The 18507-nt window shown below is 43.9% G+C and carries 15 protein-coding genes; 10 read left to right on the top strand and 5 right to left on the bottom strand.

The window, feature by feature from the left end:
- Positions 1-198 precede the first annotated feature (198 nt).
- Entirely contained in the window at positions 199-1461 is a 1263-nt protein-coding gene (gene glyA / locus ACN0W5_RS17345; protein WP_417455339.1) for a serine hydroxymethyltransferase, read from the bottom strand.
- 193 nt (positions 1462-1654) lie between these two features.
- Between glyA and ACN0W5_RS17340 the strand changes: the two genes are divergently transcribed.
- From ACN0W5_RS17340 to ACN0W5_RS17320, 5 genes are all read left to right on the top strand, one after another.
- Complete coding sequence (locus ACN0W5_RS17340; protein WP_417455338.1) at positions 1655-2551, top strand: LysR family transcriptional regulator; 897 nt, start codon at positions 1655-1657, stop codon at positions 2549-2551.
- Between the two features lie 163 nt (positions 2552-2714).
- Positions 2715-4610, top strand: coding sequence for a PhoX family protein (locus ACN0W5_RS17335; protein ID WP_417455337.1), 1896 nt, complete (start codon positions 2715-2717; stop codon positions 4608-4610).
- A 156-nt stretch (positions 4611-4766) separates the two neighbouring features.
- Positions 4767-5471, top strand: a complete 705-nt coding sequence (locus ACN0W5_RS17330) for a hypothetical protein (RefSeq protein ID WP_417455336.1) — start codon at positions 4767-4769, stop codon at positions 5469-5471.
- Positions 5464-7050 (top strand): sensor histidine kinase, encoded by a 1587-nt coding sequence (locus ACN0W5_RS17325; protein ID WP_417455335.1) that lies wholly within the window; start codon positions 5464-5466, stop codon positions 7048-7050. Before ACN0W5_RS17330 ends, ACN0W5_RS17325 begins: the two co-directional genes overlap by 8 nt.
- 28 nt (positions 7051-7078) lie before the next feature.
- On the top strand, positions 7079-8713 hold the full coding sequence (locus ACN0W5_RS17320; RefSeq protein ID WP_417455334.1) for a response regulator: 1635 nt from the start codon (positions 7079-7081) through the stop codon (positions 8711-8713).
- An 86-nt stretch (positions 8714-8799) separates the two neighbouring features.
- Here the strand turns inward: ACN0W5_RS17320 and ACN0W5_RS17315 are convergent, their stop codons facing one another.
- Complete coding sequence (locus ACN0W5_RS17315) at positions 8800-10185, bottom strand: sensor histidine kinase (RefSeq protein ID WP_417455333.1); 1386 nt, start codon at positions 10183-10185, stop codon at positions 8800-8802.
- On the bottom strand, positions 10185-10919 hold the full coding sequence (locus ACN0W5_RS17310) for a response regulator (RefSeq protein ID WP_417455332.1): 735 nt from the start codon (positions 10917-10919) through the stop codon (positions 10185-10187). The genes ACN0W5_RS17315 and ACN0W5_RS17310 overlap by 1 nt, the downstream gene beginning before the upstream one ends.
- A gap of 120 nt (positions 10920-11039) precedes the next feature.
- On the opposite strand from ACN0W5_RS17310, the gene ACN0W5_RS17305 reads away from it, so the two are divergent.
- The 5 genes from ACN0W5_RS17305 (at position 11040) to ACN0W5_RS17285 (ending at position 16545) form a co-directional block, all read left to right on the top strand.
- On the top strand, positions 11040-12137 hold the full coding sequence (locus ACN0W5_RS17305; protein WP_417455331.1) for an ABC transporter substrate-binding protein: 1098 nt from the start codon (positions 11040-11042) through the stop codon (positions 12135-12137).
- A gap of 294 nt (positions 12138-12431) precedes the next feature.
- On the top strand, positions 12432-13430 hold the full coding sequence (locus ACN0W5_RS17300) for a tripartite tricarboxylate transporter substrate binding protein (RefSeq protein WP_417455330.1): 999 nt from the start codon (positions 12432-12434) through the stop codon (positions 13428-13430).
- A 41-nt stretch (positions 13431-13471) separates the two neighbouring features.
- Entirely contained in the window at positions 13472-13951 is a 480-nt protein-coding gene (locus ACN0W5_RS17295; protein ID WP_417455329.1) for a tripartite tricarboxylate transporter TctB family protein, read from the top strand.
- Positions 13951-15486: a tripartite tricarboxylate transporter permease gene (locus ACN0W5_RS17290; protein WP_417455328.1), complete on the top strand. Its 1536-nt coding sequence runs from the start codon at positions 13951-13953 to the stop codon at positions 15484-15486. The genes ACN0W5_RS17295 and ACN0W5_RS17290 overlap by 1 nt, the downstream gene beginning before the upstream one ends.
- A gap of 3 nt (positions 15487-15489) precedes the next feature.
- Positions 15490-16545, top strand: a complete 1056-nt coding sequence (locus tag ACN0W5_RS17285; protein WP_417455327.1) for an AbrB family transcriptional regulator — start codon at positions 15490-15492, stop codon at positions 16543-16545.
- Between the two features lie 19 nt (positions 16546-16564).
- Here the strand turns inward: ACN0W5_RS17285 and ACN0W5_RS17280 are convergent, their stop codons facing one another.
- Together ACN0W5_RS17280 and ACN0W5_RS17275 are read right to left on the bottom strand one after the other, a co-directional pair.
- Positions 16565-17521, bottom strand: coding sequence for an amino acid ABC transporter permease (locus ACN0W5_RS17280; protein WP_417455326.1), 957 nt, complete (start codon positions 17519-17521; stop codon positions 16565-16567).
- 19 nt (positions 17522-17540) lie between these two features.
- Positions 17541-18392, bottom strand: a complete 852-nt coding sequence (locus tag ACN0W5_RS17275; protein ID WP_417455325.1) for a transporter substrate-binding domain-containing protein — start codon at positions 18390-18392, stop codon at positions 17541-17543.
- Positions 18393-18507: the final 115 nt, after the last annotated feature.

Here is an 18507-nt window from a genome sequence, read left to right as displayed (position 1 = left end):
TTGGTTAAACAATGACATTTCTACAGTTTAGCAGGCGAAAATCATCCGCCTGCTATAACCTTAAACTGTGTATATTCTTAAGAGACGTCCCTTTCAATTTCGGGAATCTATCTGCTTATGGGAAGTTTCTTTTACTTCCCACAAAATCCGGCCTCACGGATTTAAATTCTGCACTTTAAATTCTATATCAACATTTCCTCAAGAATAAATTGGAAAGCGAGAACAAATACTTGCTACTTGTTTTTTAGATTTTTGAATAACCGCGCCCTCTTGCTCAGCACCAGCAGTCGAAATCATTTCGCTAATCATCTGGCCAAGTTCGACGAATTCAGTTTCCTTGAAGCCCCGCGTTGTCGCAGCACTCACCCCAAGGCGCAAACCAACCCAATCAGCAGGACGCTTACTATCAAACGGGATCGGATTTTTGTTCGATGTAATATCTGCGCGCTCTAAAAGCATTTCAATCGCTTGGCCTGTCTTTTTCTGGGCACTGAGATCCAGAAGAACAATGTGCGTATCCGTTCCGCCAGATACCAGATTAATTCCATTTCCTAAAAGCGTCTCGGCCAGTGTATGGGCATTGTTTTTTATCTGTTTTGTATAAGACTTAAACTCTGGTTGTAGGGCTTCGCCAAGGCAGACTGCCTTTGCTGCCAGAACCTGTGTATGAATTGATCCCTGCACGCCAGGGAAAACAGCAGCCTGTAGTTTCTTTTCATAGTCAACAGACTTGGAAAGGATGATCCCCCCACGCGGACCACGCAGTGTTTTGGTGGTTGTACAGGTCACAAGATCGGCATGGGGTAACGGACTAGGGTGAACACCACCTGCAACCAAACCAGCAAAGTGCGCCATATCAACATGAAAAAACGCATCTACCTTTTTGGCAATCGCCGCCATACGTTCAAAATCGATTTCTCTCGGGTAGGCTGATCCCCCCGTAATCAACAGTTGGGGACGAATTTCCAATGCCAGAGCTTCCAGTTTTTCATAGTCAATCTGCCCAGTTTCCCGCTCAACGCCATAGTGATGTGCTTCGAACCATCGCCCCGATAGATTAGCCCCCAAACCATGACTTAAATGACCACCAGCGGCGAGATCCAAACTCAAAACCCTGTCACCGGGCTCGAGAAGTATAAAGAAGACAGCCAGATTAGCCTGACTTCCAGAATGAGGCTGAACATTTGCATAAGCGCAGCTAAATAGCTCTTTGGCCCGATCAATCGCTGCCTGTTCAACAACATCCACATAACGTCCGCCGCCATGAAACCGTGCACCCGGATAACCTTCGAGCGTTTTATTCGTCATCTCATGCCCCAAGGCATCAAGAACGGCACGACTGACAATATTCTCAGATGCGATTAATTCAATCTGGTCTTGTTGCCGGGCTTTTTCATTCTGCAAAGCCTCACCAATTAATGGATCAGTTGCTGTAACTGGGGCGTCAAAAAACACTGACATCTGCAATATCCCTATAGAAGTATGCGCCGGCCCAAATCGATAGGCTAACTACTATATACAAGTCGGCTTGATCTGAGCTGACGCATTTAAGTTAATGTCTCTTGAAGACACCTCTATGATCGCGCTAATTCCATAGACATCGCAAATCAGTTTTGCTATATCTTAGGCCTAGAAAAACTGAGTCTGATATATCATGACTATTGTCCCTCCTCGCCCGCAAATCCCGCCATTAAATTCTCTCCGCGCCTTTGAAGCAGCGGCACGACTTGGTGGCTTTTCGACCGCAGCAGATGAACTTTGCGTAACACCAGGTGCCGTGGCACAACACGTTAAATCACTAGAAGCATGGGTCGGCGCAGACCTTTTCATTCGGCGATCACAAGGCGTTGAGTTAACCGAATTGGGCCAAAACGTCCTTTCCGAGTTTAGTTCTGCTTTTGATCAACTTGGTCTTGCGGTGCAAACACTTCGATCGCAAGCCACACCCAAACATATTCGTATTGCCGCCCTTCCCAGTATTGCCCAACTCTGGCTCTCCCCCAAATTGCCTTCTGTCAGGCAGGCCGCACCAGAACTAACAATCTCTGTCACAGCTTTGGAAAAAGACCCAAACCTTCAACGTGAACCTTTCGATATTAGCATTTTTTATCGGGATAACCTCTCCAAGAATAAGGATGTTTTTTCCACAACCTACGAAGTCTGCAAGGATATCATCTTCCCCGTCTGCTCACCGCAGGTTGCCAGTCGGCTATATAAACATGAAGACCTGAACAAAGCCCTTTGCCTCCACGACGCATCCTGGGCAGAAGACTGGTCAAAATGGATTAGCCATGCTTTGCCTGATACCCCCTTAAACACCGATGGACCTGTTTATTCTCTCTATGGACTTGCCATAGAAGAAGCCCGTAATGGTGCTGGTATTATGATGGGCCACAAGGCATTGGTTGAAAACCACCTAAAAGATGGAAGCCTGGTCGCTCCTTTCGACAAACCACTCACACTGGATCGGACTTTGGTTATCACGACAGCACAATCGGCAAAAAGTAACCCATATCTTGATTTGATTATCAAAACACTGCTGGAAATATAGCCCTTTACTGATCCGCTATCGATCTAAACAAGACAAAGCTGACTTTGTTTTTAAAGGTTCCAAGAAGTGTCATATTTGTGCAATGGCAAGTAAGTAACCGTTAAGCATTCAAAAACGATAAAGCCGACTCCCACCAAGGCGGTCGTGCGCTCAGGAGTGCAAGATGACTAAAACCAGAAACGAAGACCTTTCTTTTGATGAATTTGATGAAATTATAAATCCCGGCCCAGAAGTAACTGGATTTGAACAGGTTGTAGAAAAAGCTTTGTCCCGCCGTAATTTCCTAAGTGGTGGCTTGGCCATCGGGGCATCTGCACTTGTTTTGGGATCAACAGCTTTAACGCCGTTTAGTGCCAAAGCTGCAAACAATTTTGACTTTGAACCTATTCCTGCAAACACTTTGGATACGGTGACAGTTCCAAAAGGATATTCATGGCAAGTTGTGACCCAATGGGGGGACGAGTTATGGTCCAAGTCTGCTCCCTTTGATCATGAAACGCGCGGTACCGGAAAAAGCCAGGAACTTGCCATTGGGGATAACAATGATGGTATGTCCTTGTTCACCATTGATGGGCATCACCTGCTGATCTCTAACAACGAATACACAAACCGTAGCATCATATACGACAATCGTGAGAGCAAGTTACCGGAAACAGCGGATGACATTCGTAAAGGAAAAGCCGCTCACGGTGTTACAGTAGTCGAGGTCAAACAAGACGGCCAGAAATGGAATATTGTAAAAGATTCCAAATATAACCGCCGTATTACAGCTGATTCACCTATGGAAATTTCCGGTCCTGCACGTGGCCATGACCTGTTGAAAACATCTGCCGATCCATCTGGTACACGATCACTCGGCACATGGAATAACTGTGGGAATGGTCGTACACCTTGGGGTACTTATCTCGCTTGTGAAGAAAACTTCAACGGCTATTTTTCCAGCAGTGATGAAAACTACACGGCAAGTGACGAACTGAAACGCTATGGCGTCAAGAACGAAGACTGGGGCTATGCCTGGGCCATCGAAGATGAGCGCTTTGACATCAGTAAAAATCCGAATGAACCAAACAGAGCCGGGTATGTTGTCGAGATTGATCCAAGTGATCCAACATCAACACCCAAAAAACGCACTGCGCTCGGTCGTTTCAAACACGAAAATGCAGAAGTTGTCGTCAACAAAGACGGTCATGTTGTGGTTTACATGGGCGATGACGAGCGCGGTGAATTCATCTATCGCTTTGTATCCAAAGGAAAGCTCGTTGAAGGCGGCAACAATACAAACCTTCTTGACGACGGCAAGCTTTACGTTGCCAAATTCAATGACGACCAAAGTGGTGAATGGCTGGAACTTTCTCCTGATACAACAGGTATGAAATCCCAAGCTGAAGTTTGTATTCACGCCCGTATTGCCGCATCCAAGGTTGGCGCAACGACGATGGATCGCCCAGAATGGGTCGCCTCACACCCGAAAAAAGCAGAGATTTACTGTGCTCTGACAAACAACAAAAATCGCGGCAAAAAACCAAATGCTGGTGGCGACGAAACACCTGTAACTGGTCCAAACCCACGCGCGGCAAATCTCTATGGTCAAATCGTTCGCTGGAGACCTGAGCAAGAAAACCACACTGCCGATACTTTCATCTGGGATCTTTTTGTGATGGCTGGCAATCCCACCGTTCATAACGATGCCTACGCAGGTTCAAAGAATATTGACGCACACAATATGTTCAATGCGCCGGATGGTATCTCATTCGATAACAATGGCAAGCTCTGGATACAGACCGATGGCAAATATTCCAACAAGGATGATTTTGCCGGTATGGGAAATAACCAGATGCTGATCGGAGATACTGAAACTGGTGAAATCCAGCGTTTCCTTGTTGGCCCGAAAGAATGTGAAGTGACAGGCATTACCTGGAGCGAAGACCGCAAAACAGTCTTTGTTGGCATCCAGCACCCTGGCGAAAAAGGCGACAGTACCTTCCCCGGTGGCGCAGGAACAGCACCACGATCTGCAATCATTGCAGTCACCAAAGATGACGGAGCTGTAATCGGTTAAGTTGCATTGACTTGGTTCGAGAAAGAATAGGAATCAGAAGTTAACGGGAAGAATTTTCTTCCCGTTAACTTGTCTTCTCGCAACACAAAACACCACTTTAGGTTTTGTAAACACTTTAGAGCTACTCTTGAACGTGATTAATCAGGAATAAAGGCTATGAAGTTTTACACCAAATTATTTTCACTGATTTTGGCTACCGCTATTTCAGCCGAAGCACATACAGATGGTAAAACAACTCAAGCCTTTAGCTTAGTCCATTCCTCTCAATCGGATAATTCAGTAACAAAAGTAATAAATGAAATAATTAAAAAAGAAATTAAACCTATTTCTAAGTTGGAAAGCGTTATCACTGCGATTAAACAGCAAAATCTAGAACACACCAACATTCATGAAATAAAAATAATCGCTTTGGATCAGAAATGGCGATTGGAAACTGAAAAGCTAGGGTCCGGCCCCATTGATCATCCACTTATCAATAAACTACTCAATAAATTTGCATCAAAAGAACTCCGTTCAATTAAAGATAAACAAAAAGGTCTTTTTACCGAAATTATCGTAACAGATAACAAAGGCCTAAACGTTGCAATCAGCGATATTACCTCCGACTATTGGCAAGGTGATGAAGACAAATGGCTAAAAACCTTCCAAGTGGGTCCAAAAGCTATATTTATAGGTGAGCCAGATTTAGATGAATCAACACAAGCATTTCAATTACAGATCAGTATTACAATTATAGACCCTCTTAATGATCAGGGTATTGGGAGCCTTACCGTTGGTTTAGACTTAGATCTGCTAGAACTCATTCTCGAAGATGAAGTTGAAGAATCCAGTTTCAACAACAGGAACTTACCTAATGAGTGAGGAAAAAATTAATCGTCCAAAAACTTTTTGGAATGTTAGTCGTAAAGTATGTTTTTTAACCATTGCGGGTACAACACTCTGCTTTACATTACTTACCTTTATTAACTGGCAAGCCGAAAAAAAGAGAATTTACCAGATCGTCATTGATAATGCTGTGATCAAAACGGAATTATTGGCGTCTCAGATTGTCGGCGGAGTACGATGGAAAAAACCTGAAGCAATAAGCCGCCCGTTTAATAACCTTAAAGCAAACAAATCCACGTCAGATTTTAACATTCATGTCTTTGATAATGGTGGTAATCAATTAGTAACGCATGAAGAGTTAGATGAGCACAATCACAATTGGGATATTACTGTTCTCTTATCACAAGAAAAAGTTGAAACCGAATATATTGAAAACCATGATAACACATTGACCGTTATTACCCCGATTAAAAACACACGAAATACAATTTTTGGTACTCTTGTGATGGTTTGGAGTCTTGAGCAGGCAGAAAATTACCAACAACAAAGCCTATTAGTACAACTATATGTTTTCTTAGCCTTTACAATTATCTCTGTGATTTTCTTATTTTTTATTATCAATAGGAAAGTTGGTAAAATTCTAAACCAGCTCAGCCATGAAATGGTTTTAGTTACACAAAACAAACATAAACCAGGCAGCAATCTTTTATCACGCAAAGATGAATTTGGTTTAATGGCCAATGCTCTGGAAGTGTTCAAGAAAAATACGGACAACCTAAAAAAAATAGAAGAAAAACTGATTGAGAAAACCCTTCAATTAGAAAGCACATTACAAAAAGAGCTTAAACAAAATGCCCTACAACGCGATTTTATATCAATGACGTCGCATGAATTTCGTACACCACTCGCCATCATTGACAGCAGTGTTCAAAGAATAGAACGCCGGATGGATAACCTAGACAAAGAACACCTAGGAAAACGGATCCATAAGATCAAAGTAGCTACTCAGCGTATGCTTTCCTTGATTGACAGTACCCTTAGCGCATCAAGAATTGAAGCTGGTGAGGTTGAAATCGAACTTGGCCCTGTTGATCTTGCTGGTATGATTGCTCAGCTATGTATCAGTCACGATGATATCGCCGACAAGCATACCATTACATATAATGTAGAACAGCTTCCAAGAAATATGATTGCAGACTATTCCAAACTGACTCAAGTTTTCACTAATCTCTTATCTAACGCTGTTAAATATTCACCGGATGCTTCTGAAGTCATCGTTAATGGTTTTATGGAAAACAATCGAGCCACCATCACCATCCAAGATTTTGGAATAGGTATATCACAAGATGATTGGGATAATATTTTTGAACGTTATTATCGTTCAAGTAATACAACCGGAATTTCAGGAACCGGTATTGGTCTCTGCCTTGTTCAAACCCTCTTGGAATTGCAAGGAGGAGTAGTTACAGTAGAAAGTCAAATCAACCAAGGATCAATATTTAAGGTTCAAATGCCTGTAAATCCACCGGGGGATAAAACCGCAGAAATAATTGACGTCCCTCTTAGCACATCCAAAAACGACCCATCACTTGATGACATAATGAATGCACTTTGATTACGTTTTGATTTATTAGGGAACAACAATGGCAACAATACTATGTGTAGAAGATGAAGACGCCCTTCGCGAAGATTTAGTAGAAGAACTTGAAGACGAAGGCTACACTGTTTTATCAGCCAAAAACGGCGAAGAAGGTTTCAAAATAATTTCCGAAAACAAAAACCTTGATTTGGTTTTAAGTGATATTTCAATGCCAATAATGGACGGTTTTGAACTTTTAAGACAGGTCAGGGAAAATGAAGCATCCTTTTCCGATATCCCTTTTGTTTTTTTAAGTGCTTTGTCAGACAGAGATCAAATTCTGGAAGGAAAGAAACTCGGTGTCGATGACTATGTTATAAAACCTGTAGATTTTGATTTACTGTTCGCCACGCTTGCAACCCGTGTAAGGCAAATTTCCAAAATAAAACAAAAACAAGAAAAGAAAATGGTGGCACTTTATAAGGCACTATCTGCTGAAGAGAAAAGTGCTGAAGAACCATCGCAAAACACAACTCCTACCGCCCAAGTCCCTAAACAAAAGAACACCGCTCAGGAACCAACACCGCAAACAGCATCTTCGCCTCCCAAGTTCCCTGAAACGGGAAAGCTGGTAACTGGACGCTTTCAATTACTTGGTCTCGATAAATTAAAAGAAAAGCTGAGTGGCAAAACCGACAAATATATGACGAAGATTCAAACTGTTGTTCAAAATGTTGTTTCTAAAAATCTATCCCCTGAAGATGTTTGTAAAATAGGAGATGATCATGAGATGATGATTTGTTTTGCCAAATTATCAGAAGATGAAGCGGCCTATAAAATTGAATCAATAAAAAGAGAAATCTGGATCAAAGTACTTGGTGAAGAAGATTATCAAGAAGAGCTAAGTATTAATTCACAAGTCTATGAAATTGAGGTCGAAGAAGAAGAATATGCCAATGCAAAAAACCCTTGGGACTTAATTCAAGATAGAATAAACAAGGCCGCCGCTGCAGCAGAAGAACGTGTGGAAATTTTCATCAGTGAAATACTGGAACGGGCTGAAGTTCGCTTTACGAAACTACAAAATACTGACGGAAAACCTCTTCCGATATCTGTCGCAACGTTTGACAGTTTCGGACAGGATAAACTTAACTCTATTAATCAAGTAATTAAAGCAGATGATCCACGATGTCTTATTGTACAAGGCAGCTATATAGGACAAACAATTGCTTACATGATTTCCAATCTGTCAGATATGGCCGCGGGTGTTGTTTTAAAAATAAGCTATCAACTCTGTATCAACAAAAAAGAGTTTGAAAACGCGCTTGGGTTGCTTGAAAAACTTCCAAAGGTGGCTAGGGATCGTATGATCATAGCAATTACAGATATACCGCCAAAACTCCACCTTTCGCAACTTAGCGACTTAATGATGAGAATCAGGCCATTTTGTAAAATGGGAATGACAGAGTTCCAACTGGAAATGCCATCAGATCAAAGCTTTGACATGGTTGGCGCTTCTATTCTCATGTTAGACTTTCACGAAGCGAAAGCTTTGATCAAGTATTCAAAGCCAGCTTTTGTGCAAGCCATAAAAACTCTGAGACTTAAAAAGAAAAAACTACTCATCACTAACGTCCCCGAAAACCAGATTGGAATTTGCAAAAATCTTGGAGCAAACTTTATTGATGTCAGAAGCTAGGTGTAGTTCAACAAGCACATTTACAATACCCGTCTTCACATCTCAAAATTAGTACACATAAAAAATTTACTTCAAGAACAAAGCGATTAAACCTGTGGAAAAGTTAATTTGAAACAGGCACCTGGCCCCGGATCGACATCAGTATATTCAATTGATCCACCATGGCGCTCCATGATCTCTCTGATAATCGGCAGCCCCAGACCGCATCCTTCGTCATCCCGTGTTTCAGACCGATAGAAGCGTTCAAAAACTTTATCCTGCTGATCCAAAGAAACTCCCGGACCGTTGTCTTCCACTTCTAGAACAATATCCTTGGATACTTGTTTCAATCGAACTGTAACCGTTGAATGTTCAGGACAATAGTTCAAGGCATTTTCAATTAAGTTCTTTAGCGCCTCTTTTATTAGTTCTTCATTTCCAAAGACAGAAGAAGTGGGGTCTAGCTGCTCAAACCCCAAATCAATTTGTTGCGCAACTGCCAGAGGGACATAGGTTCTTGTCACCTCTTCACTTAACCTTTTCAGATCAATGGCTTCAGACTGAAAATTTTCGTTCTCTTGATGCGTTCGGGCCAAACTGAGTAACTGGTTAATCAAGCGTGATGTTTGTTTGGTGCTTCGATTTAAATGCTCTAAGCGCCTGGAAATTTCTTCAGGGTCTTTTGCATCACTGGCCAATTCGGCCTGTGTCTGTATGGCTGCAAGCGGTGTTCGCAACTGATGCGCAGCATTTGCCGTAAAGCGCTGCATAGCCTCTATCGACGCCCCCAATCTTTTCATCAGATCATTAATCGCATCGATCAGATGTCGAACCTCTTGCGGGACTTCATGTTCTATCGGCCGAAGATCAGAGGGCGTTCTGCGATTAAGTGCAGCTTCCAATCTAACAAGAGGCTTTAGCCCCCACCCGATACCTATCCACAAGACGATGCCAGCGACCAAGATAAACACGAGTTGGCGCACAATTGCAGCTGTCATCATTTCATTGATTAGATTATTGCGCCCCTCTACGGTCTCGGCCACCATCACTGTAAAGCGCGCAGACAGTCGTCCCCCCGAAATATGACGGGAAATCACCCCAACCCGAATAGCGTCACCGCGATAATCCGCATCAAAAAACAAAGGAGAATCGTTTTTGGGTATATCAGCACCATCAACGACCGGTAAATCGTCGTAGCCGGTAATAAAGTCATTTCCCGGGCCAATGACCTGATAAAAAACCCGATCCTGTGCAGCCGATGTCAGCATCTCTAGCGCCACATAAGGAACATCAACTTCCAATTTTTCGCCCACGACAACAACACGTTCGGCAATTGCTAAAGCAGATCCTAACAATACCCGGTCATAAGCTTCATTGGCCGCTTTGCTTGCGCTGGATCTAACCTCAAAAAGCATTAAGGTAGAAATAATGGCAAGAGCCCCAAGTAACCACAGCAACAAACGCCGGCGAAGTGATTTGCGCTGCCAGCTCATTATTTTTCCAAAAGGTAACCAAGACCCCGGACAGTCTTGATGTTAATATTGGCTGCTGCCAGCCTCTTTCTTAGGCGGCTTATGTAAAGCTCTACGGCGTTTGGACTTATGTCCTGATCAAAATTAGCAAGGCTGTCGGCAATTTGCTCTTTACTAACAACATGCCCTGCCCTGCTGATCAAAAGTTCCAGTAAACAGAACTCTCGGCGTGGAAGGTCCAAAGGCTCGTCCATAAGAGAAACACGTCGGGCAACGCTATCAAAGACCAATTCACCAATTGTTATTTCCGGTGATTTCAACCCGCTCTGTCGCCTAAGAAGTGCACGTACTCTGGCTTCAAGCTCAACAAGGTCAAACGGTTTCGTCAGATAATCGTCAGCCCCTAGATCAAGCCCTTTGACCCGATCATTCAATGTATCCCGCGCAGTCAGAATTAAAACTTGAGCTTTACCACCGTTTTGACGATAGCGTTTTAGAATCTCTAGCCCGTCATACCCCGGAAGGTTTAAATCCATGACGACCAGATTAAATTCCTGAGTACGTAAAATATTGTCTGCCTCGATCCCATCACCAACGACATCAACGGCCATTTCCATACGCGTAAGGGCACTGGATATTCCATCCGCCAAAGCAGCATTATCTTCTACGACTAGTATTCTCATGCGCAAAAGACTAACTTTGTTCCAAGGGTTTTGAAAAGCCCGGGAACAAAGAAAATCTATTTTCTTTCTCATGACAGGTTCCCGACAGCTTTGAACCATAGGTTAGAAGAAAAATCAGAAACCAGAAATTGGTCACACACATAATCAGGGGCTCGGATCATTAAAAGACTATCAATAATAAGAACATTAGGTTTGCAACCTTTTTGCAAATCACTGTTTATTATTTTCCAATTATTAAGCGCATTACTTGCTGGCCAGTTTTTCATAAGTACAAGCTATGCCAAAGCATTTGATTTCCCTGCGACATCCGGAAAAGAAAACAATGTCATTACCATTTACAGCGTTACGGATGTTGATATTTTCCAAGGTATAATAGCTGACTTTCAACAACTGTTTCCTGATATTTCAATTGTTTATCACGACCTGCAATCTCTTGAACTCTACGAACGTATCCAAGATGAAACCTTAAAGAACCATGTAACAGCAGACATCGCCATTAGTTCGGCGATGGACCTTCAGATGAAACTTGCCAACGACGGGTTTGCTCAGCCAGTAGAAATATCAACTGCACAAGATATGCCGTCATGGTCACAGTGGCGAAACGAAGTCTTTGGGTTCACATCGGAACCCGCGGTTACAATTTATAGTAAAAAGTATTTCCAAAACCATACGCTGCCGAAAACACGTCTGGAACTCCAAGGTTTTCTGGCCGAAAGACACGCGGATCTTTTTGGGCGTATTGCGACCTACGATATCGAACGTAGTGGTGTTGGATTTTTGTTTATGGGTGTTGATTCCGAACGATACAATGGCATCTGGAACCTCGTTAAAACCTTTGGGGCAAACGGTGTAAAACTATCGACAAACTCTTCGGCTATCATCAATAACGTCAACAGTGGAAAGTATGTTATCGGCTATAATGTTTTAGGGTCTTATGCCTTAGCACGATTAGAAAGCTCCCCAAATCTCGGTATTCTATACCCGGAAGACTATACAACTGTTCTTTCCCGCCTTGCACTGATCCCCAAAGCAGCAAAATCCAAAGAGACAGGAAAACTCTTTTTAGAATATTTGCTATCAGAACGTGGGCAGCAACTGCTAACCACCAGCGCCAAATTAAATGCGGTGCATCCCGCGGTTAAAAGTAGTGGGTCACAAGAAATTCTGGACGCTCAAGCTCGCAGTAACTTACAGCCGATAAAAGTTGGCCCCGGACTTTTGGTATATCTTGATCAGGTAAAAAGACGTAAAACAATAAATCAATGGAACAAGTCTCTACGCGGAGAATGAACTGAGTATATTACATTACATAGTTGACATAAGTAACTGTATATAAATCACATATTATTTATAACAAAATAATTCACCCAACGACAGGGTAGTGACAGCTTTATAGATTAGCGTAGTGACATTGAATGGTAGGCCGCTGCAAAAAAAATAAAAAAAGCGGTTGGGGAGACAGTGTAATAAACGGCTCGGATAAACTTCTGAACTGATTTTTCCTATATAAATGCCTCCCCTCGTCCGACTTTGCTCGGCGGTTTGTTGTTCATCGAATTAACAATCATACTCGGAGGCCAATTCATGTTTGGCAAAACAACAAAACTATCCCGCCGTCTTGTGCTATCTATGGCAGCTGCGGCTGTTTCCGTTGGCATGGCCATGCCGCTTTCTTCTGTTTCTGCTGCTGATATGGAAAAAATTCACTTCCTAATTCCTGGTGGCGCCGGCGGTGGCTGGGATGGAACAGCCCGTGGTACTGGAGAAGCCCTGACAAAATCAGGTTTGCTAGGTTCAGCTTCTTTTGAAAACATGTCCGGCGGTGGCGGTGGTAAAGCCATTGCACACCTTATCGAAACAGCGGAACGTCAGGGCGATACCCTGATGGTAAATTCGACACCGATCGTTATCCGCTCCCTAACAAAAGTTTTCCCACAATCTTTCCGTGATCTTGTCCCTGTGGCCGGGGTTGTTGGTGATTATGCTGCTTTTGTTGTCCCAGCTGATTCCAAATACAAATCCTTCTCAGAAGTTGTGACAGACTTCAAAGCAGATCCAAAGTCTGTGAAAATCGCTGGCGGTTCCGCACGTGGCAGCATGGATCATCTGGTTGCAGCACAAGCTTTCAAAGCTGCTGGTGGCGACCCAAAAGCAGTTAAATACATTCCTTATGATGCAGGTGGTAAGGCAATGGCTGGCCTTCTGTCCGGTGAAACAGCCTTGCTTTCAACAGGCCTTTCCGAGGCATTGGAACTAGAACGTAGTGGTCAAGTTCGCATTCTTGCCATGACGGGTGCCAATCGTATTGACGATGCTCCAGAAATTCCAACGCTCACAGAGCAGGGAATTGACGCTACCTTTGTAAACTGGCGTGGTTTCTTTGCTGCACCGGGCACATCCAAAGAAAAAGTTGCTGCTTATAACGCGACACTTGAAAAAATGTACGACACCCCAGAATGGGAAACTGTTCGTTCCCGTAATGGCTGGGTCGAAGTTTTCCAGCCTGCTGACGTTTTCTATACCTTCCTTGAAGAGCAAGAAGGCATTATCGGCAACCTTATGAAAGAACTTGGCTTTCTCTAAGCCAAGTATCTTATCAATAAAATAAAGAAGGAATGGAGATAATGATCCTAAGCAAGGAAAAAGCGGGCGCGCTGTGTTTTCTGGTTCTCGCAATCGCTTATGGCATGGAGGCAAGGCATATTCCCTTGTTTCCCGGTGATGAACTTGAACCTTTTACCGCCCGAACCATGCCAATTGCTCTTTCCTGGCTTACAGGTATTGTCTCCTTCCTTCTTCTTATTCTTCCGCAAAGAGAAGAAACTGACGAAATCCTTTCTGTCTTCCGTGGATTGAATTGGGGCAAAACGTTTCTCCTCATCGGCCTCATGGTCTTTTATGGCTTTGCACTAAGCCCTCTTGGTTTCCTGTTATCCACGGTCTTATTCCTAATTGGCGGTATCTATGCACTTGGAGAAAGACGATGGCACGTTATCCTTCTCTCTTCAGTGCCTGCCACTGTAGGTTTCTGGTTTATTCTCGACACGCTCCTGGGTATTTATCTCGCGCCCGGTGAGATCTTTGCTATGCTCGGAGCAAATTAATGCTTGATGGTATTCTTCAAGGGTTAAGCACTGCTGCTTCACCTGTTAATCTTCTTATGGTTTTTGTTGGTTGTTTCGCAGGAACCTTTATCGGCATGTTACCTGGGCTTGGCCCAATTTCAGCTATCGCGTTGATGATCCCCATCACTTATGGCTTTGACCCCGCTACAGGTATGATCCTGATGGCTGGCGTTTATTATGGTGCTATCTTTGGTGGATCAACATCTGCAATCCTAATTAATGCGCCGGGCGTAGCTGGAACCGTTGCCACAGCATTTGACGGCTACCCCCTTGCAAAACAAGGACACGCAGGTAAAGCCCTAGCAATTGCAGCCTATAGCTCTTTTAGTGGCGGTACCATCGCCGCCATATTCCTTTTGTTTGCGGCTCCTGCCCTAGCTTCGGTATCACTCAGTTTTCAATCTGCTGACTATTTTGCGCTTATGGTTCTTGGCCTCACGGCTGTATCCGCTTTTGCCGGAAAAGGAAAGTTCCTGATTGCCGTGCTCATGACGCTCTTTGGATTGATGCTCTCGACCATTGGAACCGATCAAACAGCCGGACTTCAACGTTTCACCTTTGGATCTCTGGATTTAATTGATGGTATCAGCTTCCTGCTGTTGGCAATGGCAACCTTTGCCCTGTCAGAAGCTTTGATGGTCGTACTAAAGCCAGAAAAAGTATCAAAAGAAGCTGAAGATGCCACAAAAGGTAATCTTGGCAGCATGAAAATCAGCAAAGAAGAAGTCAAAGACCTGGCCCCAGTTGTTGGACGAAGTTCTGTTCTTGGTTTCTTTATCGGAGTACTTCCCGGTGCAGGTGCTACGATTGCCTCTTTTCTTGCCTATGGCATGGAACGCAGTTTTGCCAGCGCAAAGGAAAAGCTCAAATTCGGCAAGGGTTCTCTGCGTGGGTTGGCCGCTCCGGAAACGGCAAATAACGCCGCCTGCTCTGGATCATTTGTGCCGCTTCTGACACTCGGTATCCCGGGGTCAGGAACAACGGCTGTTATGCTTGGCGCGCTAATCTCATATGGCGTTCAACCGGGTCCAAGACTATTTGTGGAACAGCCCGCTGTGTTCTGGTCCGTGATTATTTCCATGTATATTGGAAACATCATCCTGCTGGTTCTTAACTTGCCTTTGATTCCGTATATTGCGCGGTTGTTATCTCTACCCAAACAGATTTTGACGCCCTTGATACTGTTCTTCTCGTTGATCGGCGTTTACCTCGTTTCTTTTAATACCTTTGATATCCATATCATGGTCATCGTTGCTCTTCTCGCCATCGTCTTCCGTTTGATAAACTTCCCCCTCGCCCCCATGCTTCTTGGCTTTATTCTGGGTGGGATGATGGAAGATAATTTACGTCGCGCGTTAGCAATCAGTGACGGAGAGCTTTCTTTCCTTTGGGAACGCCCAATTACGGCAAGTATCTTGGGAATCACTGTTATTGTGTTACTTGCCCCATTGGTACAAAACCTCATTGATGTACGCAAAAGGCGCGCCCTAAAAGTAAATGATGGTGAAGGATAGAATGTGTCTCTCCCTAAGGCAGCATTTAAGCTGATTCTGACTTTTCTATCCGGTTTGACGGGGGGCTGTGTGTTTTGGGCACTTGGCCTCCCGCTTCCCTGGATGCTTGGATGTCTGACAGGTAGCCTTATTGCCTCGCTGTCAGGTATTCCCGTTGGCGTTACAAAACCTGTACGTCTGATCATTATGGTTATTCTTGGTGTCATGTTGGGCGGGACTTTTTCTCCCGAAGTTCTTGCCCGTGCTGGCGAATGGATACCAACCCTGATCGCCGCAGTGCTCTATCTTGCTATCCTCACCTTTATTGCACAGTTTTACTGCCGCAAGTTTATGAAGATGGATCGATTAACGGCCATTTTTGCAGGATTTCCCGGTGGATTATCCGAAATGACCCTGCTTGGCGAAGAAGCTGGTGCTGACGTCCCCGCCCTGACCCTCGCCCACGCATGCCGGGTGGCAACCATACTCTTGGCAATCCCGCTATTCCTCACCTATTGGTCAGGATTAGAAATTGTTGAACAAGGGACTAGCGCCCCTTTGTGGTCCTCTGTTGATATCCTGATTTTAATTATTCTTGCTTTTGGCGGGTTATTCCTAGGTAAGATTGCAAGATTCCCGGCTTACCAACTGACAGGACCACTTTTGCTTAGTGCAATTGTACACACTGGTGGGTTTGTTCAAGGCGAACCACCCGAAATCGTCACGATCCTGTTACAACTCACTCTTGGTTCTGCCTTGGGTGCACGGTTTGCCGGGTACTCGCTTGGTCAGGTCGGTCGTTTAATGCTGCTGTCCATCATCATGGCATTTCTGATGTTGGCGGTGACATTGATCGTATCCGGGGCATTATCCTATACATTTGATCTTGAATTTGAAGCGCTGATCCTAGCCCTGTCCCCCGGTGGTTTTGCAGAGATGACATTAGCCGCTTTATCTATGGGGATAGATCCTGCTTTTGTCACGACCCACCACGCTCTGCGTCTTTTGGTAATCGTCTTTATTGTTCCTGTATTTTTAGCCCGTATTATCAAGCGAAAGAATGAACGTGGACAAGACTAGTATATTGACGTCAACCTATCTAGACATGGTTGACGTCAATACCTTTGCCGTACTTCTTTTCGATCTTGGATTGAAAGATTTCAAATCCTACAGACAAAAACCAGTAAATAAGAGCTGCTGAAATCAACATTTCCATATACTTGAACTCTGCACGACCATGGGTTCGGGACATATACATTAACTCCCAAGCCCCCAAAACAGAAACCAGAGAGCTATCTTTAAGCATGGCAATAAACTGATTACCAGTCGGTGGAATAATCAATCGGATAGCTTGGGGTAAAATGACAAGCCGCATAATTTGATTTCTTTTAAGGCCCAAGGCTCTCGCGGCCTCGGACTGTCCGGCTGGAATAGCTTGAATACCTGCGCGAAAGATCTCTGCCATATAGGCACCATAACAAAGGGACAAGGCAATGATAGCTGCCGGGATCGGATCAAGAACAACACCAACTTGCGGTAACCCCAAATAAACCAAAAGGATTTGTAAAAGCAGCGGCGTTCCCCGGAAAAAAGAAATATAAAAAGTCGAGATGCCCAACGCCATGCCGTTTTTTGACAGGCGCGCAAGAGCAGCAACCAAAGCCAGAATGGTTGATGCAAAAATAGAAACGGCACAGATAAAAACCGTAAGTGCCGCCCCCATAAGAAATCCGCTTTTTAGGCCAAATCCCAATAGATGAGGTAACCGGGACAGGATAAACTCGTAAGAGAGATCGAAGCTGTAAAAAAAGAAGAGAAACAGCGCCAGAAGCTGTCCCCAGGTAACAAAAAGCTGTGCTGTTTTAGGCAACTTGCTCACAAGGAAAAAATTCAACAAAACCCCAAGTACAAAGGTGCCGCGAATAAGTTCCACATTTATTGAAAATCCAGAAGTATCGGCAAACCCAGATAGATCAAAGTTAAAAAAAATAAGATAGATAACAACGAAATAGAGCGACCATCGTGCTAATGGCCGCTCTACGAAATTAAATGACATATTATTCACAAGATCATACTCACTGTGTCAGGTCGCCGCCATACCACTTTTCAGATAAGCGAGAGAGCGTTCCGTCTGCACGCAAAGCAGAAACAGCTTCTTTTATTTTCGCATTAAGCTCTGCGTCTCCCTTGTCTGTTGCAATCGCCAAAGGCTCCATAAACAAAGCTTCCGGGCCAACAATCTTAATAGGGTAACCCTTCTTCTTTGCCTCTAAAACAGTTGGCAATGCAGTAAAAGCAGCATCTAAACGCACCCCGTCACCAAGGCGCAGATCATCCAGTGCCAATAAATCTGTATCATAGGTACGAATATCAGCATCATCGATAATATAAGAAAACTCAGGAACATTCTCAGCATCAATAGCCAAGTTTTTCTTCAAATAGCTTTCATAGGTCGTGGAAACCCCGACACCAACCTTATGACCTGATGCATCTTTCGTACTTAAGATGGATGTATTTTTTTCATGAACAACCAATGCGGCAGGTGTAAAATAATAGATCGCAGGAAAATCCAAAACTTCTGCGCGCTTTTTTGTTGGCGTCATAGACCCCACAGACATATCCCAACGTCCTGACCAATGACCAGCCGTAATAACATCCCACCCCGGCGTTACAAATTCTGCTTCTACACCAAGGTATTTGGCAATAGCCCGGCCAACATCAATATCAAAGCCAACAAATTCGTTATCTGCATTTAACGAAGATTGCGGGGGGTATTCTGCATCAGTTGAAATTACCAAGGTCTTCTTGTCCATTATGCGATCAAGTGTTTCACCCGCAAAGGCAAACCCGGTGGATGCTATCACGATGCCTGTAATTCCTGCGATCCCGGCAAGACCCGTCATCATCGTTTGTCTGAAATTTTTCATTACTTTCTCCCTGTTCGGAACGAGGGCATGAACAAGTTTTCCTGTTTCTTTGGCCCTAACACTCAGTTTTTTGAAAACCGCTTTCAGTACAATAAACGATAACACAACTGAACAC

Source organism: Kiloniella sp. (genome assembly GCF_048270245.1).
Taxonomy (GTDB): Bacteria; Pseudomonadota; Alphaproteobacteria; order Kiloniellales; family Kiloniellaceae; genus Kiloniella.
This window is presented reverse-complemented; position numbering and strand designations above follow the sequence as displayed.